Origin of the sequence: Planktothrix serta PCC 8927 (genome assembly GCF_900010725.2) — a bacterium.
In the GTDB taxonomy this organism is placed as follows: Bacteria; Cyanobacteriota; Cyanobacteriia; order Cyanobacteriales; family Microcoleaceae; genus Planktothrix; species Planktothrix serta.
Genome location: NZ_LR734869.1, coordinates 376,687 through 402,983 on the forward strand (window position 1 = coordinate 376,687; position 26,297 = coordinate 402,983).

Annotated in this window: 23 protein-coding genes; 14 read left to right on the plus strand and 9 right to left on the minus strand. The window is 38.8% G+C overall.

The genetic code is table 11. The features are described from left to right. Positions 1 to 147 precede the first annotated feature (147 nt). Positions 148 to 2,013, minus strand: coding sequence for a precorrin-3B C(17)-methyltransferase (cobJ, locus tag PL8927_RS12595; RefSeq protein WP_083621885.1), 1,866 nt, complete (start codon positions 2,011 to 2,013; stop codon positions 148 to 150). A 238-nt stretch (positions 2,014 to 2,251) separates the two neighbouring features. On the opposite strand from cobJ, the gene PL8927_RS12600 reads away from it, so the two are divergent. Continuing rightward, a complete protein-coding gene (locus PL8927_RS12600) occupies positions 2,252 to 3,043 on the plus strand; it encodes a hypothetical protein (RefSeq protein ID WP_083621890.1) in 792 nt (263 codons plus the stop codon). 48 nt (positions 3,044 to 3,091) lie between these two features. Continuing rightward, the gene (locus PL8927_RS12605) at positions 3,092 to 4,177 is read left to right on the plus strand and encodes a saccharopine dehydrogenase family protein (protein WP_083621893.1); all 1,086 of its coding nucleotides are present in this window, start codon (positions 3,092 to 3,094) and stop codon (positions 4,175 to 4,177) included. A 35-nt stretch (positions 4,178 to 4,212) separates the two neighbouring features. Here the strand turns inward: PL8927_RS12605 and PL8927_RS12610 are convergent, their stop codons facing one another. From PL8927_RS12610 to PL8927_RS12625, 4 genes are all read right to left on the minus strand, one after another. Beyond that, positions 4,213 to 5,400 carry a tetratricopeptide repeat-containing S1 family peptidase gene (locus tag PL8927_RS12610; RefSeq protein ID WP_083621895.1) on the minus strand — a complete coding sequence of 396 codons (1,188 nt, stop codon included), beginning with the start codon at positions 5,398 to 5,400 and terminating at the stop codon, positions 4,213 to 4,215. A 431-nt stretch (positions 5,401 to 5,831) separates the two neighbouring features. Beyond that, positions 5,832 to 6,449, minus strand: coding sequence for a PIN domain-containing protein (locus PL8927_RS12615; protein ID WP_083621897.1), 618 nt, complete (start codon positions 6,447 to 6,449; stop codon positions 5,832 to 5,834). Next, positions 6,446 to 6,940: a hypothetical protein gene (locus PL8927_RS12620; RefSeq protein ID WP_083621899.1), complete on the minus strand. Its 495-nt coding sequence runs from the start codon at positions 6,938 to 6,940 to the stop codon at positions 6,446 to 6,448. The genes PL8927_RS12615 and PL8927_RS12620 overlap by 4 nt, the downstream gene beginning before the upstream one ends. 148 nt (positions 6,941 to 7,088) lie before the next feature. Beyond that, on the minus strand, positions 7,089 to 8,291 hold the full coding sequence (locus PL8927_RS12625; protein WP_083621901.1) for an argininosuccinate synthase: 1,203 nt from the start codon (positions 8,289 to 8,291) through the stop codon (positions 7,089 to 7,091). 313 nt (positions 8,292 to 8,604) lie between these two features. Here PL8927_RS12625 and PL8927_RS12630 point away from each other — a divergent pair, with 313 nt between their 5' ends. Continuing rightward, the gene (locus tag PL8927_RS12630; RefSeq protein WP_083621903.1) at positions 8,605 to 9,525 is read left to right on the plus strand and encodes a glycosyltransferase family 2 protein; all 921 of its coding nucleotides are present in this window, start codon (positions 8,605 to 8,607) and stop codon (positions 9,523 to 9,525) included. Between the two features lie 27 nt (positions 9,526 to 9,552). On the opposite strand, the gene PL8927_RS12635 is transcribed toward PL8927_RS12630, so the two are convergent. Both PL8927_RS12635 and PL8927_RS12640 read right to left on the minus strand, forming a co-directional pair. After that, entirely contained in the window at positions 9,553 to 9,807 is a 255-nt protein-coding gene (locus PL8927_RS12635; RefSeq protein WP_083621906.1) for a hypothetical protein, read from the minus strand. A gap of 77 nt (positions 9,808 to 9,884) precedes the next feature. Then, positions 9,885 to 10,613, minus strand: a complete 729-nt coding sequence (locus PL8927_RS12640; protein ID WP_083621909.1) for a response regulator transcription factor — start codon at positions 10,611 to 10,613, stop codon at positions 9,885 to 9,887. A 120-nt stretch (positions 10,614 to 10,733) separates the two neighbouring features. On the opposite strand from PL8927_RS12640, the gene PL8927_RS12645 reads away from it, so the two are divergent. From PL8927_RS12645 to PL8927_RS12665, 5 genes are all read left to right on the plus strand, one after another. Beyond that, positions 10,734 to 11,702 carry a glutathione S-transferase family protein gene (locus PL8927_RS12645; protein WP_083621913.1) on the plus strand — a complete coding sequence of 323 codons (969 nt, stop codon included), beginning with the start codon at positions 10,734 to 10,736 and terminating at the stop codon, positions 11,700 to 11,702. Between the two features lie 135 nt (positions 11,703 to 11,837). Further along, positions 11,838 to 13,112 carry an ABC transporter substrate-binding protein gene (locus PL8927_RS12650; protein WP_331281816.1) on the plus strand — a complete coding sequence of 425 codons (1,275 nt, stop codon included), beginning with the start codon at positions 11,838 to 11,840 and terminating at the stop codon, positions 13,110 to 13,112. Positions 13,113 to 13,121: 9 nt separating this feature from the next. Then, the gene (locus PL8927_RS12655) at positions 13,122 to 14,030 is read left to right on the plus strand and encodes a carbohydrate ABC transporter permease (RefSeq protein ID WP_083621917.1); all 909 of its coding nucleotides are present in this window, start codon (positions 13,122 to 13,124) and stop codon (positions 14,028 to 14,030) included. Beyond that, entirely contained in the window at positions 14,031 to 14,894 is an 864-nt protein-coding gene (locus PL8927_RS12660; RefSeq protein WP_083621919.1) for a carbohydrate ABC transporter permease, read from the plus strand. Between the two features lie 58 nt (positions 14,895 to 14,952). Then, positions 14,953 to 16,017, plus strand: a complete 1,065-nt coding sequence (locus tag PL8927_RS12665; RefSeq protein WP_083621922.1) for an ABC transporter ATP-binding protein — start codon at positions 14,953 to 14,955, stop codon at positions 16,015 to 16,017. Between the two features lie 59 nt (positions 16,018 to 16,076). On the opposite strand, the gene patD is transcribed toward PL8927_RS12665, so the two are convergent. Next, complete coding sequence (patD, locus tag PL8927_RS12670; RefSeq protein ID WP_083621924.1) at positions 16,077 to 16,460, minus strand: heterocyst frequency control protein PatD; 384 nt, start codon at positions 16,458 to 16,460, stop codon at positions 16,077 to 16,079. A gap of 371 nt (positions 16,461 to 16,831) precedes the next feature. On the opposite strand from patD, the gene PL8927_RS12675 reads away from it, so the two are divergent. From PL8927_RS12675 to PL8927_RS12695, 5 genes are all read left to right on the plus strand, one after another. Further along, complete coding sequence (locus PL8927_RS12675; RefSeq protein ID WP_083621926.1) at positions 16,832 to 19,102, plus strand: RelA/SpoT family protein; 2,271 nt, start codon at positions 16,832 to 16,834, stop codon at positions 19,100 to 19,102. Between the two features lie 139 nt (positions 19,103 to 19,241). Beyond that, positions 19,242 to 20,141: an alpha/beta fold hydrolase gene (locus PL8927_RS12680; protein WP_083621929.1), complete on the plus strand. Its 900-nt coding sequence runs from the start codon at positions 19,242 to 19,244 to the stop codon at positions 20,139 to 20,141. Between the two features lie 70 nt (positions 20,142 to 20,211). Further along, the gene (locus PL8927_RS12685; RefSeq protein ID WP_083621931.1) at positions 20,212 to 21,429 is read left to right on the plus strand and encodes a glycosyltransferase; all 1,218 of its coding nucleotides are present in this window, start codon (positions 20,212 to 20,214) and stop codon (positions 21,427 to 21,429) included. 90 nt (positions 21,430 to 21,519) lie between these two features. After that, the gene (locus PL8927_RS12690) at positions 21,520 to 22,224 is read left to right on the plus strand and encodes a cyclase family protein (protein WP_083621933.1); all 705 of its coding nucleotides are present in this window, start codon (positions 21,520 to 21,522) and stop codon (positions 22,222 to 22,224) included. Positions 22,225 to 22,272: 48 nt separating this feature from the next. Continuing rightward, on the plus strand, positions 22,273 to 23,439 hold the full coding sequence (locus PL8927_RS12695) for a GGDEF domain-containing protein (protein WP_197047400.1): 1,167 nt from the start codon (positions 22,273 to 22,275) through the stop codon (positions 23,437 to 23,439). A 48-nt stretch (positions 23,440 to 23,487) separates the two neighbouring features. Here PL8927_RS12695 and PL8927_RS12700 read toward each other — a convergent pair whose 3' ends face one another. After that, the gene (locus PL8927_RS12700) at positions 23,488 to 23,928 is read right to left on the minus strand and encodes a DUF488 domain-containing protein (RefSeq protein ID WP_083621935.1); all 441 of its coding nucleotides are present in this window, start codon (positions 23,926 to 23,928) and stop codon (positions 23,488 to 23,490) included. A gap of 291 nt (positions 23,929 to 24,219) precedes the next feature. Here PL8927_RS12700 and ftsH point away from each other — a divergent pair, with 291 nt between their 5' ends. Continuing rightward, positions 24,220 to 26,121, plus strand: coding sequence for an ATP-dependent zinc metalloprotease FtsH (gene ftsH / locus PL8927_RS12705; protein ID WP_407947406.1), 1,902 nt, complete (start codon positions 24,220 to 24,222; stop codon positions 26,119 to 26,121). Positions 26,122 to 26,297: the final 176 nt, after the last annotated feature.

Below are 26,297 nucleotides of genomic sequence, written 5' to 3' on the forward strand. Positions count from 1 at the left end.
CGGTTTTATTGATATAGGAGGGAACAGGGAACAGGGAACAGGGAACACCGCAGGAAAAGAGTTTTGTTTCTAAGCAGGTGTCAGGTTTCATTTCCCGACACCCGACACCCGATACCTATTCAAAAGGAAACTTTAGGAAGATCAAATCTAGGGAATTCCTAAATATCCTCTGGGTGTAATCATCCAATTTTCATAAATTCCGGTGCTTTGATTTCCGATTAATACCGTTGTTAACATATCTACAGTATCAGGATTAAAATGTTCTAAAGTCGTTAAGGTAATTTCCTCATCGGGTCGATAGGCAGATCGAACAATTGCCACGGCCGTATTCCCAGAACGAGCCTCTAAAAAAATCCGTTTAGCGGTGTGTAATTGCTCGGTGCGGGTACGCGATCGCGGATTATATAAAATGCAAACAAAATCCGCTTGGGCAGCCGCAATTAATCGTTTTTCAATCACCTCCAATGGTGTTAATAAATCACTCAAACTAATTGCACAAAAATCGTGCATTAACGGCGCCCCTACCCGACTCGCGGCCGACTGTAAGGCACTAATTCCCGGAAACACCTGCACCGCCGGGGTTTTGCCATCCCATCCCCTTGTCCGCAACTGTTCAAACACTAACCCAGCCATGCCATAAATGCCACAGTCTCCCGACGACACCACCGCCACCGTTAACCCCCACTGGGCCAAATCAATCGCCCGTTCTGCCCGTTGACGTTCTTGGGTAATCGGATAGGATTCAACAATCTGACCCGGATGCAATAACGGTGCAATTAACTCCAAATACAAGGAATATCCGATCACTACATCCGCCTGAACAATAGCCGTTTGAGCCGCTGGGGTGATTTGATCCAGTTCACCGGGGCCAGTTCCGACTAACAATAACTGTCCCGTGCGTCCAGTATATTCCCGTTCAGCTTGGGAAATCGCCACCGTTACCGCCTGTCCAATTCGGTTGGAAATTTGAGAGGTTGGTAAATCATCTCGATAAATTTGCTTAGAAACCAGCAAGGTTTGAACCCCGGCGGCTTGTAAAGCAGCGGCTTCCGCTACGCTAGGGGTTCCCACTTCTGCGGCTACCACTTCTGACGGGTTAGGAACCTCTATCTGTCGCAGAACTTCGGAGGGAAAGGTGCGTAACGGCCAATGCTGGGCTTGGCACAATTCCACTAACCCCGGTTCATCTCCTTTAATATCTAGGGTAGCAATTCCGGCGATCGCGGCTTCTGCTAAATTATACTGTTGTAAAACCTGCTCAATTGCCTTTTCAATTAACGCTTTAGGGGTATTGCGTTCACAGCCAATTCCCAGCCATAACACCCTCGGGAACCACTGAACTTGAGCAGTATCGGAGATCGCCGGATTAAGTTGAGGTTGATAACTGATGGAGATGCGGAATTTCGCCTCTGTATTCGGGACAAAATCAAAGGGATGACCGGGGGGTAAACTATGTTGCCATAAGGCTGAACCCGCCTCCTGAAGCACGTTAACCCGTTCTCCTCTAGCGATGGCTGCACTCACTTCCGTCCAGTCTCCTGGCCCCCGTCGCCAACCGAAGGGAACCCCCAACAAATCCACCGCAGGTAATCCTAAAGCGTTCGCCGCACCTGTAATAATGGCAGTAGCAGTTAATTGGTGGGCGACCAAGCGAGTCAGTTGATCGGCGCCTCCTTGATGTCCACCACATAAACTGATCACAAATTTTCCGGTTTGATCCACGACTACAACCGCAGGATCACTGGATTTATGTTGTAATAAAGGAGCAATTAATCGCACTACAGCCCCGGATGCTAAACCAAAAATTAAAGCCCGGTGGCTTGACCAGAGGGTAGCCAGGTGTTCTGCTAAAGAACCTGAATAGACTTGTGTTCCGGGTAAGGGGTGGAGTGTGTTGGGTATCCACAGCGTTGCATCTAAACGTTGACACAGGGGTTGTAGCCGTTGTAGAGCCCCGGATGTGGTAGCAATGGCAGCAATGGGTTGAAAAGATTGAAATTGGGAAAAACTCATTTTCTGGAGTGACAACAATAGATTAGAATAAAGAACTTGTTTCTTTTTTATTGTAAATTGGGAAGACTCTTAAAGACAAAAGGTAAAAGGCAAGAGGGAAGGGGCAAAAGGCAAAAGGCAAGAGGCAAGAGGCAAAAGGCAAAAGGCAAAAGGCAAAAGAAATATTAACTATTGCTTCTTGCGTATTTAGAATAAAGTTGTCAATTTTTATTTTAGGTAAAAAGGTGGAGCATCTGTAATGGATCAGAAAACGGAATTATTATTAAAGTTAGATATTTTTAGAGAATTTTATACAGAAGAAGTCGAACTAATTAGTGAGTATTTTTCGATTCATAAGTTTTTTGATTTACAAGTGATTATGCCCCAAACAGGTCAGGATTCTTCCTTTGGGATTATTCTATCTGGGGAAGTCAGCATTATTGATGATCAGATGGAAAATAGTAGTCGAACTAAAGGAGATATTTTAGGGGAAATGGCATTTATCCAAGTCGGTCGTCGAGCCGATTTTGTTGCTGCAAGTAATGGAGCCATTGCAATTATGACCTTTGATGATATTGAAAAATTAAAATTAAAACAACCCTATTTAGCCGTTAAATTAATCAGTCTGGTGACTCGTAATCTTGTTAATGATTTACGTCAAAAAAATAAAAAAAGCTCAACAGAAATGATTGTATTATTAGCCGATTATAATTTGTTTTCTGATTTGCTGAATTTAGTTAAGGATCATCTTCATATCATTAAAAACTTTTCGATTGTAACGACTGAAAAATTAAAAACATTCTTGGAAGCAACAACAGATTTAACCATCAGTCAAGTCATCGAACCCCAATGTTTGATTTTAGGTGAAACGGCCATCGGTTCCCAAATTCTGTTAGATCAAGTGAAAGCAATTTTTTATTTACGCGATGCGGTGACAATTGAATCTAATCCGCCATCCTTTGAAGCTTTATCTCGTCTGTGTGATTTGCAACAGGTTTTGTTTGCGACAAATTTATTAACAGCTAATGCTGTTTTTCAATATTTGGAGTAACCCCAAAAATTACATTAATTGAAATGAATTAAAAGGAGCTTAAACCCCATGAACAAGCAAGTTTTAATTTTAGGAGGTCGAGGACGAATTGGCAACAGTGTTGCTGAAGATTTGGCTCAATATACCTCTGCTGATATTACAATTACCGGACGGAAACTTAAGGGAAATCTTGCCCTAAATCCTCGGTTTCAGGTCTTAGAATTAGAGTTAGAAGATCAACAGAAATTAGAAATAGCGATCGCAAATTCCGATTTAGTCATCCACTGTGCAGGGCCCTTCCATTATCGAGATACCGAGGTGTTACAAGCCTGTATTCGACAGAACGTTAATTATATTGATGTTAGTGATAATCGTGGATTTACCAGTCGGATTTTAGAGCATTCTGAAGCCGCTAAAAAGGCTGGAGTTACTGCTATTATTAATACAGGTATTTTTCCGGGTATTTCTAATAGTATGGTGCGTCAAGGCGTTGAACAATTTGATCAGGTTGAAAAGATCCATTTAAGTTATGTCGTTGGGGGGTCTGGCGGTGCGGGAATAACCGTAATGCGAACCACCTTTTTAGGATTACAACGTCCGTTTGAAGTGTGGATAAACGGACAATGGAAAATTATTAAACCCTATAGTGAACGAGAAACCATTGAATTTCCTCCCCCCTACGGAAAAACAGGAGTTTATTGGTTTGATATGCCAGAATGTTTCACCTTAGTAGACTCTTTTCCGGTTAAAACTGTAATTACAAAATTTGGCACTGTTCCCGATTTTTATAATTATCTTACCTGGAGTGTCGCCCATTGGTGGCCTGCGAGTTGGTTACAAAATCCAGCCGTGATTGAGTTTCTATCTCACGTCAGTTATCGCATGACCAATGTTACGGATATTGGGAGTGGAATTGGGGTCGCTGTTCGGTCTTGTGTCACCGGAATTAAACAGGGGAAAACCGTTGATTTTTGTTCTACAATTGTTCATGAAAATACTGCTACAATTGCCGGAATAGGAACCGGAACAATTGCAGAATTGTGCTTAAACGGTGAACTCCAAAAACCCGGTGTTTGGCCCGTTGAACAAGTATTATCAACTCCCTTATTTGAAGCCGCGATGAACAACCGAGGAGTTAACATTCAAACCTCGTAGGGTGCGTAAGCGCAGCGCACGCACCAGCCTAGAATTTATTGTAACTCTTTAAGACGATCTAACGCATCTTGATAGGACGTTTTTCGGCCTAATTTTTCATAGAGTTCGGCTGCTTTTTGGAAATCGGCGATCGCTTTAATTTTATCCTTTAATTCCAAATAAGCTAAGGCTCGATTATAATAAGCATCAGCAAAACCCGGATTTAAACGAATTGCTTCGGTGTAATCTTCAATTGGATTGGGAGCGCGAGTCGGTTCAATAATTTGAGCCGCCAAAAGGGTTCGAGCAATCCCCCGATTAAAAAAAGCTTCAGGATTATTAGGATTTAATTCAATCGCTTGATTAAAAGCATCAATCGCATCCCAAGTTTCCCCTTGATCTAATAACGTTAATCCTTGAAAATAAAACGCTTGATAACTTTGAGGATGATCTAAAGATACAGGATTCGCTTCTGGCGGTTTTTCATCAATCACTAAATCCGATGATTTTAATCCCGTTTCTAATAATTCTCCCATAAATAAATTAATCGGAATTGCCGCATTAAATCCGGTTTTAATCGGAGCCACATCACCGGAACTGGTTTGAGCAAAACCAAATTCTCCCTGTCCATGTAACCCCACTACACGGCCTTCAGAATCGAAAACCGGCCCCCCACTCATGCCACTCCAAGTCACCGCTTGATAGCGTAAATTATAGCCTTCTGGACGATTTTTCGGGCGACTGGTGACTAATCCAGGGGATAATTCTGGTTCCCGTTCAACACCTGTTAATCCCCCCGTTGCGGGATATCCATAAACATAAATTTGAACACCAATCACCGCCTGTTCAGAATTACCTAATGTCGCAACCGGATACTGTTGAGAACTCTCAAATTGAACAATCGCTAAATCCGGTTCTTGATCATCATTTTGTAAGCGAATAACCTTCAAACTGGGATGATTTGTACTATCATACGTCCGCACACTATATTGAACATTGGGATCTTCAACAACATGATTTACCGTCAAAACCGTATAAGTTTTGCCATTTTTAGCAATAATGACCCCCGAACCATCCCCTAACTGACTATTAATTTGTACCGTAATTGGTGCAGCAATTTCCGCTACCTGTTGCGCCGTTTTTGCCATTACAATTGTCGATTGACTGACAACTATTGCAGCCACCGTTGCTGTTCCTGTTAGGAGATAAAGAAAAGAATCAGACGAAAACAACCCTAAACCCATAATTCAACCCCTCTGTATGAATTCCCTTGATTTGCTATCATCCGTTACCCACTCCCCGTTAAAAATTTGGATAAAAATTAGCAAGAGGACAATATGATCCATAGACGTAAATTCACCGGATTTTGTTCATCATTTTTCTGACTTCTATTTTAAGCTAATCTCAATTCTGTGAAAACAATAGAACACTTCTGACTTCCTCCCCCTGTAGAGACTTGTAGGGTCAGCGCTATTTCACTCTCAAAGTTTCTTATCCCTAGACACAAGATGCAGTGGGATGTTCAGGCAATATTTTCTCGTTTTTATGATCCGTCTAATTTTTATATGAGATATCAATGTTGTTTTGAACTTGATAAACAACTTAATGAGGAGGTAGAGACCTTCCATGGAAGGTCTCTACCTCCTGTAACTCATGCGATCGCACAACGGGAGCATTAAGAACTATTTTGACTTCTGAACCAACCTAGAAAATCTGCTGTCTTAGGAAAATATTTATTAATACCAGCCTCCTGTAAAATTTCTTTGATATCTGGCTTGCCAAACTCTTTAGAATTATTTGTTAACAATGCTTTTTGAAGACTGGGATATTGTTGGGAATGATCAATAATACATTGTAAAATTAAATTATCACGAAGCTGTTTATCTTTTTTAAAGATTGGCTGATTAAACGTTTTAACAATACTATCTTTTCTAAGTTCAATCAAATTTAATTGATGGCAATTGCAAACTAAATTAATTCCATCAACAAAACATTGATGAAAATCATTTAACGATTTCTCATAAGACAATTTAGCTTCCCGTAATTTTGTTAATAATAGACTAGGATCTTGTCCAAAATTTCGGCTTTCTTCGTTAATCTGTATATCAAGATGATTCAGAAATATAGTTCGTTGTTTGCGCTCATTTTCTAAAGCAATAATCGCTTCCATATAACATAAACTAGGCATGATTAAATTAACTCCCATCGGAGGATGTTTTAGCATTTCTTCGGCTTCTTTGTCCTGACCTTTAGCAATTGCCATAATCAAGTTAGTTTCAACATAGAGAATCATGAAAGCTTGACCTCTACTACATCAACTCCTTGCTCGTTTATTCCATGATCCAGTTTCTCTAGCAAACCGATTTTTTTGATTTCTTCTAAAAATGGGGGATGAGAAGATTGCCATTGATAAGCTAAATCGCTTAACCAAGCTTCCATGAGACTTACAAAATAGTCGTAAAATATCCTTTTTTTTCTAAATTCGGGTTCATAAGGGCTTAAAGTATCGGCTGTAGTCAATACACAAATAGGCTCCAGCCAATGCTCAGTTCCCCATTTAAAAATACTAATTTTTTCTATATCAGCTAACATCCCAAATGGAATATTACCATGAGCTTGTGCTAATAAATCTGTAATTTTGGTATGGATTTGGGCATCTTTTGTGCTGGTTTTAATATCAACCAGTAAGACCGGGTTGCCGTTTTTGTCTTTAGCAACAATATCAGCATTAATGAACAATCGCAAAACTTGAGAATTGATAGAATTACCTGTGCTAATGTCCATAATTACCTTCTTTTTCAATATAATCTATTGACGTAAATTCACCAGATTTTGTTTAGGATCTCCCTCAATTTTATCAAACGGGATATTTTATATTTGAGTCATTTTGATTGGAGGGGAGGGTGAGCAATAGCCCACCATGCCCGTTAATTTAACCTCTCATTTTTTCCGACCAAACGCGAGTCGGTAAACCCCAAACATAGATAAATCCTTCCGCCGCTTTGTGATCAAATACATCCTCAGAACCGTAGGTTGCTAAGTCGTGACTGTAGAGAGAATTGCTAGATTTCCGTCCAACAATTGTGGCATTTCCCTTAAACAATTTGACTCGCACAACACCAGAAACCCGTTCTTGAGTTTGTTCTATAAAAGCATCCAAGGCTGCTTTTAAAGGACTGTACCACAAGCCATTATAAACTAACTGGCTATAGGTTTCTTCAATGCCGCGTTTATAACGAGTCACATCGGCCGTTAACGTTAAACTTTCTAAATCTCGGTGGGCATTAATTAACACAATCATCGCCGGAGATTCGTAAATTTCGCGTGATTTAATCCCTACTAAACGGTTTTCAATCATGTCAAGACGCCCAACACCATGATTTCCGGCAATTTCATTTAATTTTCCAATTAATTGAACCCCGTTCATAGTTTCCCCGTTTAAACTGATGGGAACTCCGGTGTCAAACCCGATTTCAATATATTCTGGTTCATTGGGAGTTTCAGCAATGGGTTTCGTCATCGCATAAACTTCTTCCAAGGGTTCTGTCCAAGGATCTTCTAATGGCCCTGCTTCAATAGCAATCCCTAACAAATTTTTATCTAAACTGTAGGGAGAGGATTTTTTCACCGGGGAAGCAATGCCAAATTTTTCTCCATAAGCAATGGTTTCTTCCCGACTCATTCCCCATTCCCGCGCCGGAGCCAGAATTTTTATTTTCGGGTTTAATGCACCAATGGAGACATCAAACCGCACTTGGTCGTTCCCTTTTCCGGTACAACCATGAGCAATAGCATCAGCACCGTATTTTTCGGCGACTTCCACTAAGGTTTTGGCAATTAACGGCCGAGCTAAGGCTGTTGCTAAGGGATAACGGTTTTCATACAACGCATTGGCTTGAATGGCCGGGAAAGCGTAATCTTTAACGAAACTTTCCTGCACATCAATAACCAGGGACTCGACAGCACCAGAGTCTAAGGCTTTTTGTTTGACTGGCCCTAGTTCATCGCCCTGTCCTAAGTCTACGGCGAGGGTGATCACTTCTTTGACGCCAAATTCATTTTTTAAGTAGGGGATACAAACGGAAGTATCCACCCCACCAGAATAAGCAAGCACAACTTTTTCAGCGCGACCCATGATTAATGTTTTCTCCTGAAGTAACCAAATGTTACATTATCCCCCCTTTTAGGTTGCTAGGATGTCAGGGTTTATGTAGATTTTGGCAAATATAGCAGGGAACAGGGAACAGGGAACAGGGAACAGGTAGGAAAAGATTTCTCAGTCTATGTCCTAACACCCCAGGCGGGACTGCTATATCCGGTGTCTGTTACCATCGGATACGGTTGGGACAGGTTTACCCCAGTTGTTTGGGGGTGACAAAATTCCTGAGAGAACCTACCGCTACAACCGTTTAAAATAAAAGGGATCTGAATTCTGTTTTAAAATTACCGTGTTTTTAACTGTTGTCATTCCGACTTATAATCGTTTATCGATTTTACAAAAGTGTTTAAAAGCTTTAGAAAAACAACAATATCATCATCCTATTACTAATTATGAAGTGGTTTTAGTTGATGATGGTTCAACGGATGGAACGTTAATTTGGTTAGAGGAAAATCGGTTAGGATTTCCCCATGTTCGGGTATTTTGTCAATCTCATCAAGGCCCTGCTGCGGCTAGAAATTTAGGAGTTGAACAAGCGCAGGGAGAAATTATTATTTTTATTGATAGTGATTTAGTGGTGACAGAAACGTTTTTACAATGTCACGGGGATGCTTTGGCTGAAGGATACAAAACCTCAGAGAAAGTTTTTACCTATGGTCGGGTGATTAATACTTGTAATTTTGAAAATCCGACTTCTGAACCTTATAAAATAACGGATTTCTCGGCGGCTTATTTTGCGACAGGGAATGTTGCGATCGCTCGTCATTGGTTAATTGAAGCCGGATTATTTGATCATCAATTTCAACAATATGGCTGGGAAGATTTAGAATTAGGAGTTAGGTTAAAGAAATTAGGCTTAAAATTAATTAAATGTCCTGATGCTGTCGGTTATCATTGGCATCCAGCTTTTAGTTTAGAACAATTACCTAAATTAATAGATCGAGAAATTCAACGGGGAAGAATGGGAGTTTTATTTTATCAAAAACATCCCTGTTTTGAAGTTAAAATGATGATTCAGATGACCATATTACATCAAATTTTATGGGGTTTACTATCCTTGGGAGGACGTTTGAACGAAAAAACAATGGCTGGATTTTTACAAGGTTTAATTGATCAAGGAAAACCTCAGTTAGCGTTAGAAATTGCCAGAATATTTCTAAATTGGTATAATGTTAAAGCTGTTTATGCAGCTTACAATCAATTAAAGTAGGATGGGCTTTGCCCATCTTAAAACGAATTATAAACTCGATTCTGAATCAGGAGCAATTTCTAACCCTGGTATTTGTTTCAGTTGTTGCTGTTCTGTAATTAAATCCGATAAAGAATCAATATTCACACCTATTTTATGACAGGCGGCTTGTAATTCTTCCATAAATTTATCCACATCATTGCCATAACCTGATAGTTGAGTCGCATTAGCAATGCCTTGTTTAGCATTAGCTTTAGCACAGTCAATTAATTCAATGCCTGTAAGCGGTTTTGATGTAGTCATAGTTAACTTATTAATCCTATTAATGACAATGGCTCAATTCCGTCTAAAATTACTCCCTCTTAAGGGGGAATATTGATCTATTTTAGCAAAATTTGGTCTGAGTCGGCGTCTTCAAATTTATATCCTACCCCCGTCACCGTTTTGATAAAGCTAGGATGGGAAGGATCAGGTTCAATTTTTTTCCGCAGTCTGGCCACATGGGTATCCACAACTCGTTCATCCCCAAAAAAGTCATCTCCCCACAGTTTATCAATCAGTTGGGTACGAGTCCACACCCGACCCGGATAACTAATAAAAGTTGATAATAAATTAAATTCTAAAGTTGTTAAATCTAGGGGTTCTGTGTCACCTGATTCTAACTGACGGCTGGCTATTCTTTGGTCTAAATCTACTAAAAAATGGGGGGTTTGATAAGTTTGATTTTGTTGACCTCCTTGGCGAAAACTGCGTCTTAATAGTGCTCTAACTCTGGCGACTAATTCCCTAGGACTAAAGGGTTTAACAAAATAATCATCCGCGCCTGTTGATAAGCCAATAATTCGATCTAATTCTTCGCCTTTGGCGGTTAACATTAAAATATAGGGATCTTTTTGTCCGGGTTTTTGGCGAATTCTAGCACAAACTTCTAATCCATCTAACCCCGGTATCATTAAGTCTAAAATAATTAAATCGGGTTGTAGTTCTTGAAATTTTTGTAACGCTGCTAACCCATTATTAGAAATCTGACAAGAAAATCCTTCCGCTTCTAAGGTGTGCTGAATTAAACGAGCAATTTCGGGTTCATCCTCAACAATTAAAATATCCATAAATAGGAATTTAGAGTTAAACTTTAGTATAATTGTAGAATAAAAGGGGCAATCACATCCGGTGCTACTTCAATCATCGCTATAAAATTGATTCTGAAAATTCGACTCCAGGAGAAAATTATGCCGTTAGGAATGTTAGTGGATGGACAATGGACAACGGAATGGACAGAACGAGATCAACAAGGTCGATTTAATCGAATGCCAACTCGATTTAGAAATTGGATTAAAGCGGATAAATCTAGTGAATTTAGACCCGAATTAAATCGTTATCATCTTTATGTCTGTTTGGCTTGTCCTTGGGCGCATCGTACCTTGATCATGAGAAGTATTAAGGGGTTAAATAACGCTATTGGTTTATCAATTGTTGATCCTGAAATGGGGGATAATGGATGGGAATTTTCGGATAATTCCGGTTGTATTCCAGATCAAGTGAATGGGGCAAAATATTTGCGCGAAGTTTACTTAAAAGCCAATGCTCAATATACTGGGCGAGTAACAGTTCCGATTTTATGGGATAAACAAAAACAAACTATTGTTAATAATGAGTCCCGTGAGATTATTCGGATGTTTGATCATGAATTTCAAGACTATGCTGAATCAGAAATTAACTATTGTCCTGAGTCTTTAAAGCCAAAAATTGATCATACAATTGATGCGATTTACGAACCGATTAATAATGGCGTTTATCGGTCGGGTTTTGCATCCTCTCAATTGGCTTATGAGGAAGCTGTGACAGAACTCTTTCAGCAGTTAGATCATTGGGAGACGGTTCTTAAAACCCAGCGTTATTTATGTGGAAATCAATTAACAGAAGCGGATATTTGTCTGTTTACAACGTTGTTACGATTTGATGCTGTTTATCACGGTCATTTTAAATGTAACCTCCGGCGAATTATTGATTATCCGAATTTGTGGAATTATCTCAAAGATATTTATCAATATCCGGGGGTAAAAGAAACTTGCAATTTAGATCATATTAAACGTCATTATTATAAAAGTCAAACCCAAGTTAATCCCACTCGCATTGTTCCTAATGGGCCAATTATTGACTTTGAAGAACCTCATAATCGAGATCGATTTCTAACTTAAGATAGATGTAAAAAACAATTCAATAAATTTTGATCAGTTTATTAATTTTGAATTAAAAAAATGAGGAATCGTCAACGTATTCAATCAAAATTTAAAACTCCTGCTTTTAACATTAGGAACAAAAAATCAATTTTTTTGAAGCTTAAATTTTCATTATTTTATCAATGGGGTTTAACTTTATTGCTAGTAATTATTATCAGTAGCTTAACCCTTAAACCCGCATTTTCGCAACAACCTGTTACGGTTAAAGTCCTGGTTCAAGCTTTAGAGTCAACCCAATGGGAACCGATGATCAAAAGCTTCCATCAAACCCATCCCAAAATCCGTTTAGAAGTTGTTAAAGCCCCTAATAATACTAATCTTGTTGAAGATTTATATACCTCTGCTTATTTATTAGGGGATTCTCCCTATGATTTGGCTTATATGGATGTGGTTTGGGTACAGAAATTTGCAGCAGCCGGATGGTTAGAAAATTTAACCGAAAAAGTTGAATCTGAGGAATTAAACGCTTATATTCAGGGCGACGTTGAAGGAGGAAAATATCAAGATAAATTGTACAGAATGCCTTTTAGAACGGATGTAGGAATGCTATATTATCGAAAAGATCTATTACAAAAAGCGGGATTAAAGCCTCCTAAAACCTTTGAAGATTTAATCAATATTTCTAAAACCATTCAAGACCAAAATTTAGCGAAATGGGGTTATGTTTGGCAAGGAAAACAATACGAAGGATTAGCCGCCATGTTCACTGAAATTTTACAAGGATATGGAGGATTTTGGGTGAATCCTCAAACCCAAGCCATCGGATTAGATGCGCCTGAAAGTATAGAAGCCGTTAAGTTTTTACGCCAAACGATTAAAGAAGCTATTTCTCCTCCTGGCGTTACTACCTATGGAGAAGAAGAAACTCGACGGTTATTTGAAAGCGGAAATACGCTTTTTTTAAGAAATTGGCCCTACGTTTATGCCCTAGCATCTAATTCTTCCATTGCTGGAAATTATGCCCTGCAACCGATGGTGCATCTCCCTGGAAAACAAAGCGGAGCTTGTTTAGGAGGGTGGGGATTTGGGATTTCCAAAAGTTCAAAACATCAACAAGAAGCTTGGCAAGTTATTGAATATTTTAATCAACCAGCTATTCAACGCCAATACTTTTTAGAAACGGGTTATGTTCCCTCGCGGAAATCCCTATTTACCGATGATATTTTAGTTAACCAATATAACTATCTACCCGCTTTATTACAGGGGGCTGAAAACGCTGTTTTACGTCCTCCCATTCCTCAATATGCTCAAGCCTCTGATATTTTACAACGGTATCTGAGTGCAGCATTAACAGGAAGCAAAACTCCAGAACAAGCGATGAAAGCCGCCGCCGATGAAACTCGAACTTTATTAAACATTAACTTGTAAATTTTAAACATGAATTCTAATTCTTTAGAAAAACAGGAAAAAATAACCGGATGGTTGTTAATTTTGCCCGCCTTGTTAATGATTACTTTGGTATTTATCTACCCGATTTTAAGGTCATTTTGGTTAAGTCTATTCACGCAAAATTTAGGAACTCAATTACAACCCATTTTTTCAGGATTGAGTAATTATCAACGACTCTTAGGAGATGGTCGATTTTGGCAAACCCTATGGAATACTAGCGTTTTTACCAGTATTTCTATTATCTTAGAATTGATTTTCGGTTTATTGATTGCTTTAATTTTGAATCAAAGCTTTAAAGGTCGAGGATTTGTGAGAACAACCGCATTAATTCCTTGGGCGTTACCAACGGCCGTTATGGGGTTAGCTTGGGCGTGGATTTTTAATGACCAATATGGTGTAGTCAATGATATTTTGCAACGCCTCAATATTATTAATAGTCCCATGACTTGGTTAGGAGAACCGAATCGGGCAATGTTCGCCATGATTGTTGCTGATGTTTGGAAAACGACCCCATTTATGGCTATTATTTTATTAGCCGGATTGCAATCGATTTCTCAGGATTTATATGAAGCTCATGCTATTGATGGGGCGAATTCAATCCAAAGCTTTTATCAAATCACTATCCCTTTAATTACCCCGCAAATTATTATTGCTTTACTGTTTAGATTTGCTCAAGCTTTTGGGATTTTTGATTTAGTCCAGGTGATGACCGGAGGCGGCCCAGCAGGAGCAACAGAAACCGTTTCAATTTATATTTATGCCACGATTAGACGGTATCTGGATTTTGGTTATGGAGCCGCGTTAGTGGGGGTAACATTTTTATTATTGATCGTTGCGGTTTGTATCGCGGGTTTTTTCCTATCTAAACTTGATGTTAACGTGATTGGAGATCAATAAATGTCAATTTTTCATCCCTCAAGCGCCTTAAGTTCAATTCAGTGGAAAAAAATATTACTCCCCTTGGGTGTAATTTTCACAATTTTGTTTTGTTTAGCTCCGGTTTTCTGGCAATTGCTAACTTCTTTTAAAACGAATGCTGCGATTTCAACCGTTCCGAATATTTATTTTCCTTCTTTAGAACAACTCACTTTTCAACATTATTTCAGCTTGGGAAATCAATTTATTCGTTATATTTTTAATAGTGCTTTTGTATCCATGATTTCAACCTTATTCTGTTTAATGATTGGGACTCCGGCTGCTTATGCCTTAGCTCGATTAAAACTGCCTGGAGAAAATCTAATTTTAGCGTTGATTTTACTAATCACCTTATTTCCCTATATTCTGTTATTTATGGGCTTGTTAGAATTAGTTAAATTTTTTCAGGTCGGGAATAATTATTTGGCGTTAATTATTCCCTATACAGCAATTAATTTACCCTTAACGATTTTAATTTTAAGAAGTTTTTTCAAACAACTTCCCAAAGATTTAGAAGATTCTGCCAAAATTGATGGCTTCAATACAATATCTATGCTATTAAATATTGTTTTACCATTAACCCTTCCCGCCTTAGTCACCACCGGAATATTAACTTTCATTTTCGCTTGGAATGAATTTATTTTTGCCTTAACCTTTATTACCCGTGAAGATTTATATACGATTCCGGTTGCCGTAGCACAAATTGGCGGAGCTTCTTTATTAGAAATTCCCTATGGGCCCATGGCTGCGGCTACCTTAGCAGGAACCTTTCCTTTAGTAATTTTAGTGTTAATTTTTCAACGCCGAATTGTTCAAGGAATTACCGCAGGAGCCGTCAAAGGTTAAAACTGACATCATTACTTTATCCTTAAAGAATTGTTAAACTTAATGGAGATTATTAATCATGGCTAAACTGGAACTTCAACATTTAAAAAAGCAATTTTCTAATCAAGTAATTCCCGTTAAAGATATCACCCTAGAAGTCAATGATGGGGAATTCCTAACCTTATTAGGCCCGTCCGGTTGTGGAAAATCAACATTATTAAGAATGATTGCAGGACTCGACCAACCGACCGAGGGAAAAGTAATTTTAGGAAATCGAGATCTTACAACAGTTCCCCCTGGTGAACGGAATATTGCCATGGTTTTTCAAAGTTATGCACTGTATCCCCATTTAACCGTTTTTGATAATATTTCAACCGCTTTAAAATTAAGAAAAATTTCAAACCCTGAGATTCAAACCCGCGTTTATGATGTCGCTAACCGCTTAGAAATCGAACATTTATTAACTCGAAAACCTGCTCAACTTTCCGGGGGTCAACGTCAACGGGTTGCTTTAGCACGAGCGTTAGTCAGAAATCCTGAAGTTTTTTTATTAGATGAACCCTTAAGTAATTTAGATGCGTTATTACGAGAACAGGTGAGAGCCGATTTAAAACAATTATTTAATTCTCAACAAAAACCTGTGGTTTATGTCACCCATGATCAAACAGAAGCCCTGACTTTATCGAGTAAAATTGCTGTACTTTATCAAGGCTATTTACAACAATTAGCTTCTCCTTCAGAAATTTATAATGCTCCTGCTAATCAATTTGTAGCGGGTTTTGTTGGCAGTCCTCAGATGAATTTACTCTGCTTAAATTGTCGAGATAATCAGGCAATTTTAGGAGAGTTTCAAATTCCTTTACCGCCTTTAAAGACACAACCCTCGAAAATTGTCTTAGGAATTCGCCCCGAAGATATCCATCTAGGGACATGGGAGGATTCTGATCATTTAGAAGCTCAAATTTTTTTAGTAGAAGATTTGGGAAAAGAGAAACTTTTGAATGTCAGAATAGCCGAATTCGATCAAAGAATCCGTTTTTTGGTTCCCGCACAACAAACTTGGGAAGGTGAAACGGTAAAGTTGAGTTTATCGCCCCAACGGATACACTGGTTTGATGCCGAATCTGGCGATCGCTTCTCTTAAAAATGATGCCAGATCCTTAATGCACTATATATAGCGTCCTTGCGTAAGTCCTGAGAGATTTAACCCCCTCTTACTCCCCCTACCCCTTGTCCTAAAATATCTTCACAATAACTTAATAAAGTATTAAGGCGATTTTGAATCGGGGTGAGGCGGCTGTTGAGAGTAGAGGGTTGATGGGATGCTTGCAAAAATTTCAGATCCATTTCTAACAGTCGCATCTGTTTATGGGTTTCGGTTAAATAGGATTGAATTATAGACTCAACAGGGGGATCAAAATCACTAGAGTTGATCCCCATAATTTGAGTTTGAAAGGTGATTTTTAGCTGTTTAAAAGTTTGTTTTAAACCGCTAAGATCAAGAGGGACTGAGATCGCGGTGCTGTGAAGCTGTTGTAAGCTGTTTTGGAACTCGGCGATCGCTTGACAAGTAGATTTTGATAACATAATGTTAAGAAATTTGTCTATATTATTAAATAATAGACAAATATTCAGACTTGATTCAACAGGGGTTTAGTAAAATCCGATCGCCATACCCCCCAAGACCAAATGCTGATTTTGAGGGGATTCGCGGTTCTTCCTGTTCTCCAAACCTGCTCCTGAGTGCAGGTTAAGCGGAGTTCAAGAGAATGCTATTGTTCTGTTAAGTGCAGTTTGCTCCAGTGCGTGAAAGCCCGGATCACAACTCCATCAACTCCGTGAAACTTACCCGTTTCACCCGCTAGGATTTTTATCCCTGTTACTGGTATAAAAAAGATACTTAACTCGCTGTTATCTGATCATTTTATCAGTATTATTACCCTTTAGGTGTAACTCTCATGAATATTGAAATTCTTTCTAAGACTGACCTTGACTATGAATGCAGCATTCCTGACTGGCTGCAACAGTGTATGGAGATCTCGACGGCCTTAGTCAAATCTGATACTCCTCCGACCACCAACGGCGATTTAATTGTGCGGGCGTTTCAATTTGCCTATAAATTGCATCAAGGACAATATCGCAAATCAGGAGAACCTTATATCAATCATCCCATTGCCGTAGCGGGTTTATTACGCTATTTAGGAGGGGATTCTGCCATGGTGGCGGCGGGTTTTCTTCATGACATTATTGAAGATACTGATGTCACTCCCGAAGAATTAGAACAGCATTTTGGGGCAGAAGTTCGCCATCTGGTTGAAGGTGTAACAAAGCTGTCTAAATTTAATTTTTCCAACACCACAGAACGCCAAGCGGAAAACTTTCGCCGAATGTTTTTGGCAATGGCGAAAGATATTCGGGTGATTGTAGTTAAACTCGCTGACCGACTGCATAATATGCGAACGTTGGATTTTCTACCTGAACATAAACAGCGCAGTATTGCCTTAGAAACCCGTGAAATTTTTGCCCCCTTAGCCAACCGTTTAGGGATTGGTCGGTTTAAATGGGAATTAGAAGATTTATCCTTTAAATATTTAGAGCCAGAAGCTTACAAAAATATTAAAGAATTAGTCTCTGATCGGCGAGCCTTTCGAGAAGAAAAATTAGCTGAACTTGCCCAAGTTCTCCGAGACAGACTGGAGAAAGGAAGCATTAAATGTTATGAAGTGAGTGGACGACCTAAACATCTGTATGGCATTTATAAAAAAATGAACCAGAGACAGAAACAGTTCCATGAAATTTATGATATTGCTGCCTTACGGGTAATTGTTGAAACCAATGAAGAATGTTATCGAACTTTAGCGATTGTTCATGATGCCTTTCGCCCGATTCCTGGACGTTTCAAAGATTATATTGGGCTGCCTAAACCTAATCGTTATCAGTCCTTACATACGGGGGTGATTGGTAATACGGGAAGACCCGTTGAAGTCCAAATTCGTACCGTAGAAATGCACCATATTGCCGAATATGGGATTGCTGCCCATTGGAAGTATAAAGAAAAAGGCAATTCTAATATAGGTCAAGTCACCGGAATGGATGATAAATTCACCTGGTTACGGCAATTATTGGAATGGCAAACTGATTTAAAAGATGCTACCGAATATCTCGAAAGTGTTAAAAGTAACTTAGAATTTGATGATGTTTATGTGTTTACCCCCGAAGGGGATGTAATGGCATTGACTCATGGAGCCACTCCCGTTGATTTTGCCTATCGCATTCATAGTGAAGTGGGAAATCGTTGTAAGGGAGCAAAAGTTAATGATCGAATTGTTCCCTTAGATACACCTCTAAAAAATGGCGATATTGTGGAAATATTAACCCAGAAAAATATTCGCCCCAGTTTAGATTGGTTGAATTTCGTTAAAACCAGTACGGCTAAAAACCGAATTCGTCAGTGGTATAAGCGATCGCACCGAGATGAAAATATCGCACGGGGACGGGAATTATTAGAAAAAGAAATGGGAAAAAATGGCTTTGAATCCCTGCTCAAATCTGAACCGATGCTTTCCGTTTCCAAGCGCTGTAATTATCACAGTGTTGATGATTTATTAGCGGCATTGGGTTATGGGGAAATTACCTTAAATTTAGTTGTTAATCGTCTGCGGGATGTGGTCAGATCCCAGAGTCAAATTCAAACGGTTTCCCAAGAACTCACCACCACTTCTTTACAAGTTCCTAATCTGCCTTCGGCGTCTCCCCTTCCTTCTTCTTCTGCAAGTAATTCTCCGATTACAGGAGTTGAAGGATTACTCTATCATATTGCGGGGTGTTGTAATCCAATTCCAGGGGAACCAATTATTGGGGTTGTGACTCGAACAAAAGGGATTTCGATTCATCAACAAGGATGTTCTAATACCTTAACAGTAGAGGGAGAACGCTTTGTTCCTGTGAGTTGGAATCCTAATTATTATCATGGCGGACGTCCTCAAACCTATGCGGTCAATATTTCAATTGAAGTCTTAGATCGGGTGGGAGTTTTGAATGATATTCTATCCCGCTTGAAAGATAATAATATTAACGTTTGTAGCGCTCAAGTTAAAACATTTCCCGATGCGCCAGCGTTAATTGAGTTAGGCATTGAAATTTGCGATCGAGAGCAATTTGAACGCACTTGTACCCAAGTTAAAAACATCAGTGATGTGTTAAATTTGCGTCGAATTAATAGCAAATGAATATCTAACCTCCATTAACGAGGGGGAATTAGGGGGATCAAAGTCCCCCTTTTTTAGGGGGATTTAGGGGGATCTGATCCTGGGGTTCTTCATCAAATTCATCTATTATAGAAAGATAGCGTTTACAAATCTTCATACAATGACAGCAAGCACTCCCCCAAAAATAGCCACAACCCGATTTGAGCCCCTAACCTGGACATGGAAAGGACATCAAATTCAGTACACTGTTCAGGGAAGTGGACATCCTTTAGTCCTGATTCATGGGTTTGGCGCGTCTATTGGACATTGGCGTCAGAATATTTCCGTTTTAGCTGAGGGCGGGTATCGCGTTTTTGCCTTAGATTTATTAGGATTTGGTGCTTCTGCTAAACCTATTCTGGATTATAGTTTAGAATTATGGGAAGAATTACTAACGGATTTTTGGGCAGAAAACATTAAACAACCCGCTATTTTTATCGGTAATTCTATCGGGGCATTATTAAGTTTAATCATGGTTGCCCAGCATCCTGAAATATCCTCTGGGGCTGTATTGCTTAATTGTGCCGGAGGGTTAAATCATCGCCCCGAAGAATTGAATTTCCCCCTACGGGCAATTATGGGATTATTCACAAAATTTGTGAGTTCTCCTATAATTGGGTCGTTTATGTTTAATCAAATTCGACAAAAGCATCGAATTCGGAATACATTGCGTCAAGTTTATGGCAATCAAGAAGCGATTACCGATGAATTAGTAGACCTATTATATACTCCTTCTAATGATATCGGTGCTCAACAAGTCTTTGCTTCTATTTTAACCGCCCCTCCCGGCCCCCATCCTTCAGAATTATTACCCCATATTCAAAAACCGTTATTAATTATTTGGGGAGAAACTGATCCTTGGACACCGATTACAGGAGCAAAAATTTATCAAGATTTAGCAGATCTCAGTGAATCTGTTGAGTTTATTTCAATTCCAAATACAGGTCATTGTCCCCATGATGAACGTCCTGAACAAGTAAATCCTATTATTTTGAATTGGTTAAACCAACATTCTTTTTAACTCACATAAAGTAGGGTGGGCTATGCCCACCTTCTTAAAAAAAATCTAAGAAAAAAAGTTATAAAATCTTATGGGAATCGGAAACTACCAGCGTCAAAGCCAATATTTTAACAATCCCCAAGTTTATAAACCTTTAGAAGAAATTTACTCAGATTTAGATAGCTGGACAAATGAAATTTTTGAACAAGAAGCAGATCGATTTGAAAACGTTAATTTGTCGGTTGTGCTTCCGCCTTTATTCTATGAAGGTAAATTTATTAAAGGATTTTATTTTAGTGAATCCGTCGATTTATTAAATAAACTTTTACCTCAACTTTCTGATTTCTTCTTTTCAATGGCAGATTCTCACTGGTGTTCCTACCCTTGGTCTAATACCGCCGATGCCTATGCTTGTTTATATCATAATCCCTCCCGTGCAGATTGGTTTAGAAAAACCTATCCGCAACGGGCGAATAAAGTTTTAATTCCGGTTTCTGATTCGGATTTTATTCATGAATATTTAATTGCACCTCAGCCTATTAATATCAAAGATATTGATGTTTTGTGTGTGTCTCGGTTATCTTCTGTTAATAATCTTCCTGTGATTGCTAAGGCGTTAAAAATCTATCGAAAGAAATATAACAAACTCTTAAAAATGACCTTAATTTTAGAACATTATTTTGACTTAAATTCCATCCATTTACTCAGTGGAGAAGCTCAATTAGAATGGCAAAAAATTAAAAATATTTTAGTCAATTCTTTAGATTCTATTCAGGTTATTTCTCAGGTTGACTATTATCAAGAAATGCCCCTTTATTATTCTCGATCTAAACTGTTTCTGTTGGGTTCTCTTTTAGAAGGAAAAAATCGCAGGATTTCAGAAGCAATGAGTTGTAATATTCCGGTGATTTGTTTTCAAGAATTGAATCAATACGCCAGAGGTGAAGATGAAATAGTTCCTCCAGAATCAGGATTATTGTCTGCATTTGATCCCGAATCTTTGGCGGATACTCTGCATACAGCCTTAGAAAATTTGACGGTTTTTCAACCTCGTCTCAATTATTTAAAATATCGCGGAAGAAAGAACTTTTTTAATACTTGTTTAGATAGTTTCTCTTATTATGCGAATATCATTCCTGATTATATTCAAGGACAAGCCTATAATAATTTGTGGTTGGATTTAGCCGTCCAACAGAATTATCAAATTAGTCTTCATGATTTTTTGTATGGGCGTTCTCCGCGATCGCATCTTCAAGGATTAACGAATATTTATAAAACTCTTAACCAATGGATTAGAACTCAAGGTTAAGATGAAATAATAAAACACAAAGGCACTAAGACACAAAGAGACGAAGACAGGGAGAAGGATAATTAAGGAGATATTCATGGGATTATTAGAATGATGAAAACGATTAATTACCGCAAAATTATTGATTTAACCCATAATATTGATCCTAATATTCCTTTATGGCCTGGTGATCCTCCGGTTCAAATAGAAACCGTTGCAGATTTTTCGACATCAGGCTATTATTTAAGAAGGTTTTCTATGGGAGAACATAGCGGAACTCATTTGAACGCTCCCAAAAGTTTTTATGAAGATGGAATTGGAATTGATGAATATTCCCCGGAGTCTTGTATTCTTCCCACCGTTGTGATTGATATTCGAGAAAAAACCATCTTAAATCCTGACTCAATTTTAACTCTAAATGATATTGAAGCTTGGGAAAAACAGCATCAGATTATTCCAGAAAATAGTATGGTTTTACTCTATACAGGTTGGCAAGAAAAATGGCCTGATCCTGTGGCTTTTTTGAATGTTGATCAACAGGGAAAATTGCACTTTCCAGGGTTTGGAAGTGAGGCGACTCAATTTTTAATCGAACAGCGACATATTAGGGGAGTAGGAATTGATACTCATGGCGTTGATCCGGGTTTTGATGATAGTTTTATAACTAATAAACTAATTTTAAAAAACAACGGTTTTGTGTTAGAAAATCTGACGAATCTTGATCAACTTCCTGCTACTGAAATTACTTTAATTCTAGGAATTATCAGGCTCACAGGTGGTTCTGGTTCACCTGTTTCTGTGTTAGCCTTAATTTAAACTTCCGTGATAGCTGCCTTTCTTAACTATCAATTCGGAGATTTTATTATGCGTCTTGATATTAGCACAATGTCCGTCATGGTCAGTGCAGCATCTATTTTACAATCAATTACTTTGATTTTTTTCTTCTTTTTAACGAGGAAATATCAAGGAATTGGGATTTATACGATTGGCACTTTATTATCAGCACTCGGCTTTTTGTTGTTTCCGATTCGTCCCCTTTTATCTAATCCATTAATTGCATTGAATCTTCGGTTTTTGGGCAATTTGTTGATTACATATGCTCAAATTCTTTACACCGTTGGTATTATAAAATTTTTAAATAAAAAACCCCCTTCCTTTTTTTTTATTGCTTTAGCCTCTGTCTGCTTAGTGATCCAAGTTTATTTTGTCTATATCAAAAATGATTTTATTATCCGAAATATGGGTATAATTTTTACCTCCATAATTTCTTATTGTTGGGCTATTTATTTTTTAATTAAATTCCGAGAAAAGTCTCTCTATGCGTCATCTGTTTTTATTTGCATTTCATTTATTTTTAATATAATTTTTTTACTCTTCAGAGCTATTATGCTTCCCCTAACTAATACGAAGGCTTTACTGGAGTCTAATTCAGTTAATATAACCACAATTTGGTCTATATTTTTGTTTGACTACCTGCGGAATACTGGTTTTATTATGATGATCACTCAACGATTATATCATGATGTTAATCAATTAGCAACTCTCGATTTTTTAACAAATACCTTTAATCGTAGAGCAATGCAACAGTATTTAGAACATGAAATTGCTCGATTTAATCGCAGTCAAATTCCATTTTCACTGATTATGCTTGACGTGGATTACTTCAAATTAATTAATGATACCTATGGGCATGATCGAGGAGATTTAGTGTTAAAACACTTAACAACAATACTAAAAGAAAATCTCCGATCTCAGGATCTCCTCAGTCGTTGGGGAGGGGAAGAATTTCTAATTTTGTTACCCCAGACAAATCTTCAAGAAGCATTCCTCCTTGCCAATAGACTGCGAACTACCGTTGAGGAAAATCCCGCTAACGAGGGATTGATTTATTATACAATTAGTTTGGGTGTAGGAACGTTTACTCAAGAATATAATGGAGCATTAACTCCCCTGTTAATAGCAATCGATCAAGCTCTTTATCAAGCCAAGCAAAACGGTAGAAATCAGGTTATTAAAGCTTCAAATTGTTAGTTTTATAGAAATCTATAAAAAATACCCCCTGATTATAGATGAGGGGTTTTATTCCAAATGTTCAATCTGGCTATTAGAAATTAATTGATTAAGTTGGCTGGCTACATCAGTTCTATGACATCGCTGAAAATTCATTTCAGCACACAATAATAAAACCGTTCCTTTTTCAGCAAGTTCCGCAACTTCTTGTAACGCGAACTCGGCTTCTTCTCGGTCGGGTGGAATCCAGTTTTGCTTACCTGATGTATTACCTAAAGCCGTTTTAGAGATGTATTGGACGTTATGAGTTTCACAGACTTCCTGTAATTTATTCCGGTGCCAATTATAGCTCCAAGCACGGGGACTTATTCTGACATCGATTACGAAATTAACCTGATATTTGTCCAGGTATTCTAAAAATTGATCATGGTTTTTTCGGTTTCCATATCCAAAAGTTAGGATAAGTCCCTTGTTTGATTTAGATTTTTTAGTTCTCTTTTGGGTTTTCATTCTCCCTGTATGTTTTGCTAATCCTAGGGTATGTCTTGGTTGTGATCAAGATTTTTCTTTCTTCCATTGGATAAGAGCGATCGCATCAAACCTTTTTATACCCTTGTAAGAGTGAACTCGTCAACGATTAGCTGTGAAACCTTCTCAGGGCTAAATCTAATATTTCCACTCTTGACCGCTCATCCCAACGTCAGAGCGTTAAACTAGATTTACCCCCACTGTCTTAACAGTTGGGACATAGCAACAGGAAAAGGTAGAGTTGATATGAAGAGGTCTTGGATCAAAGCCGGGATGGGGTGGTTAGATGCCAAACAGATAATCCCTCAAAAAACCATCATCGGGAAACGAGTGGGGCGGATTTTGGGGAGTTGGATCATTGCCCAGAGTGTACTGTTGGGGACTCCCGCCTTCGCCAATAACACCCCAAAAACCCTAACCTATAGTCAACTGTTGCAGAAAATTGAGGCTGGGGACGTCCAAAAAATTGAAGAAGATCCCTCGCGCCAAATGGCGAAAGTCACCTTAAAGGCTGACAAAGATAAAAAGCCACCCTCGGTGTATCTGGTTTCGCTGTTTGAACAAAACCCGGAATTAATGCAGCAAATTCGGGCGAATAATGTTGAGTATGGAGTTAGCCCTACGGCTGATAATAGTGCGGCGATGGGGTTAATTATCAATATGCTAATTATTTTTGGCGTATTGGCATTTTTATTAATGATTCTGCGACGGTCTACCCAAGCATCGGGCCAAGCGATGAATTTTGGCAAATCTAGGGCTAGATTCCAGATGGAAGCCAAAACGGGCATATTATTTGAAGATGTCGCTGGGGTGGAAGAAGCCAAGGAAGAATTGCAAGAAGTTGTCACTTTCCTGAAGCAACCGGAACGTTTTACCGCGATTGGGGCTAAAATTCCCAGAGGGGTATTGTTAATTGGGCCACCGGGAACGGGAAAAACCTTATTAGCTAAAGCCATTGCTGGAGAAGCCGGAGTTCCGTTTTTTAGTATTTCTGGGTCAGAGTTTGTGGAGATGTTCGTGGGGGTTGGCGCTTCACGGGTGCGGGATTTATTCAGAAAAGCTAAGGAAAATTCTCCTTGTTTAATTTTTATTGATGAAATTGATGCGGTCGGACGTCAACGCGGCGCCGGAATTGGGGGAGGAAATGATGAGCGCGAACAAACCCTAAACCAATTATTAACAGAAATGGATGGGTTTGAAGGCAATACGGGAATTATTGTGATTGCTGCTACCAACCGTCCTGATGTTTTGGATGCGGCGTTATTACGTCCAGGTCGATTTGATCGGCAAGTTATGGTGGATTTACCCACCTTTAATGGTCGTTTAGGAATTCTCAAAGTTCACGCCCGCAATAAGAAGTTATCTGAGGAGGTTTCTTTAGATGCGATCGCCCGTCGAACTCCGGGATTATCGGGCGCAGATTTAGCGAATTTACTCAATGAAGCGGCAATATTAACCGCCCGACGTCGGAAGGAAGCGATTACTCCTTTAGAAATTGATGATGCGATTGATCGGATTACGATTGGGTTAGCGTTAACCCCGTTATTAGATAGTAAGAAAAAGCGGTTGATTGCCTATCACGAAATCGGACACGCTTTATTAATGACATTGTTGAAAAATTCCGATCCGTTAAATAAGGTGACAATTATCCCACGTTCTGGGGGAATTGGCGGTTTTGCTCAACAAATGTTTAATGAAGAAATGGTTGATAGTGGGTTATATACAAAATCCTGGTTAATCGATCAAATTATAATTTGTTTGGGGGGACGAGCAGCAGAAATTGAAGTGTTTGGAGATTCAGAAGTTACCGTTGGTGCGAGTAATGATATTCAAACGGTGACAAATTTAGCACGGGAAATGGTAACTCGTTACGGAATGTCAGAGTTAGGGTTAGTCGCTTTAGAAAGTCCATCGGGAGAAGTGTTTTTAGGGCGAGGATTTCCCTCTCAGTCGGAATATTCCGAAGAAGTGGCGACCAAAATTGATCATCTGATTCGAGATCTGGCTTTTGAATGTTATGAACAAGCGCGAGAAATTGTTCGTCACAATCGAATGTTAATGGATCATTTGGTAGAATTATTGTTAGAAATAGAAACCTTAGATGGGGAACAATTTCGACAATTGGTTGCAGAATATACAACCCTTCCAGAACGTCAATTAGCAACCCGCAGTTAACCTGAATCAGTGATCAGTGTAGAGACGTTGCATGCAACGTCTCTACGAGTTAATAAAAACTAAAAACTTTTCACTGATGACTGATGACTGAAGTTTTCCATCCTTTTTAAAGGGGATCTCTATCTCCAGGGAGACGAGTAGAAAACTTAAATCCTGAACTTATCCCTATCGACAAA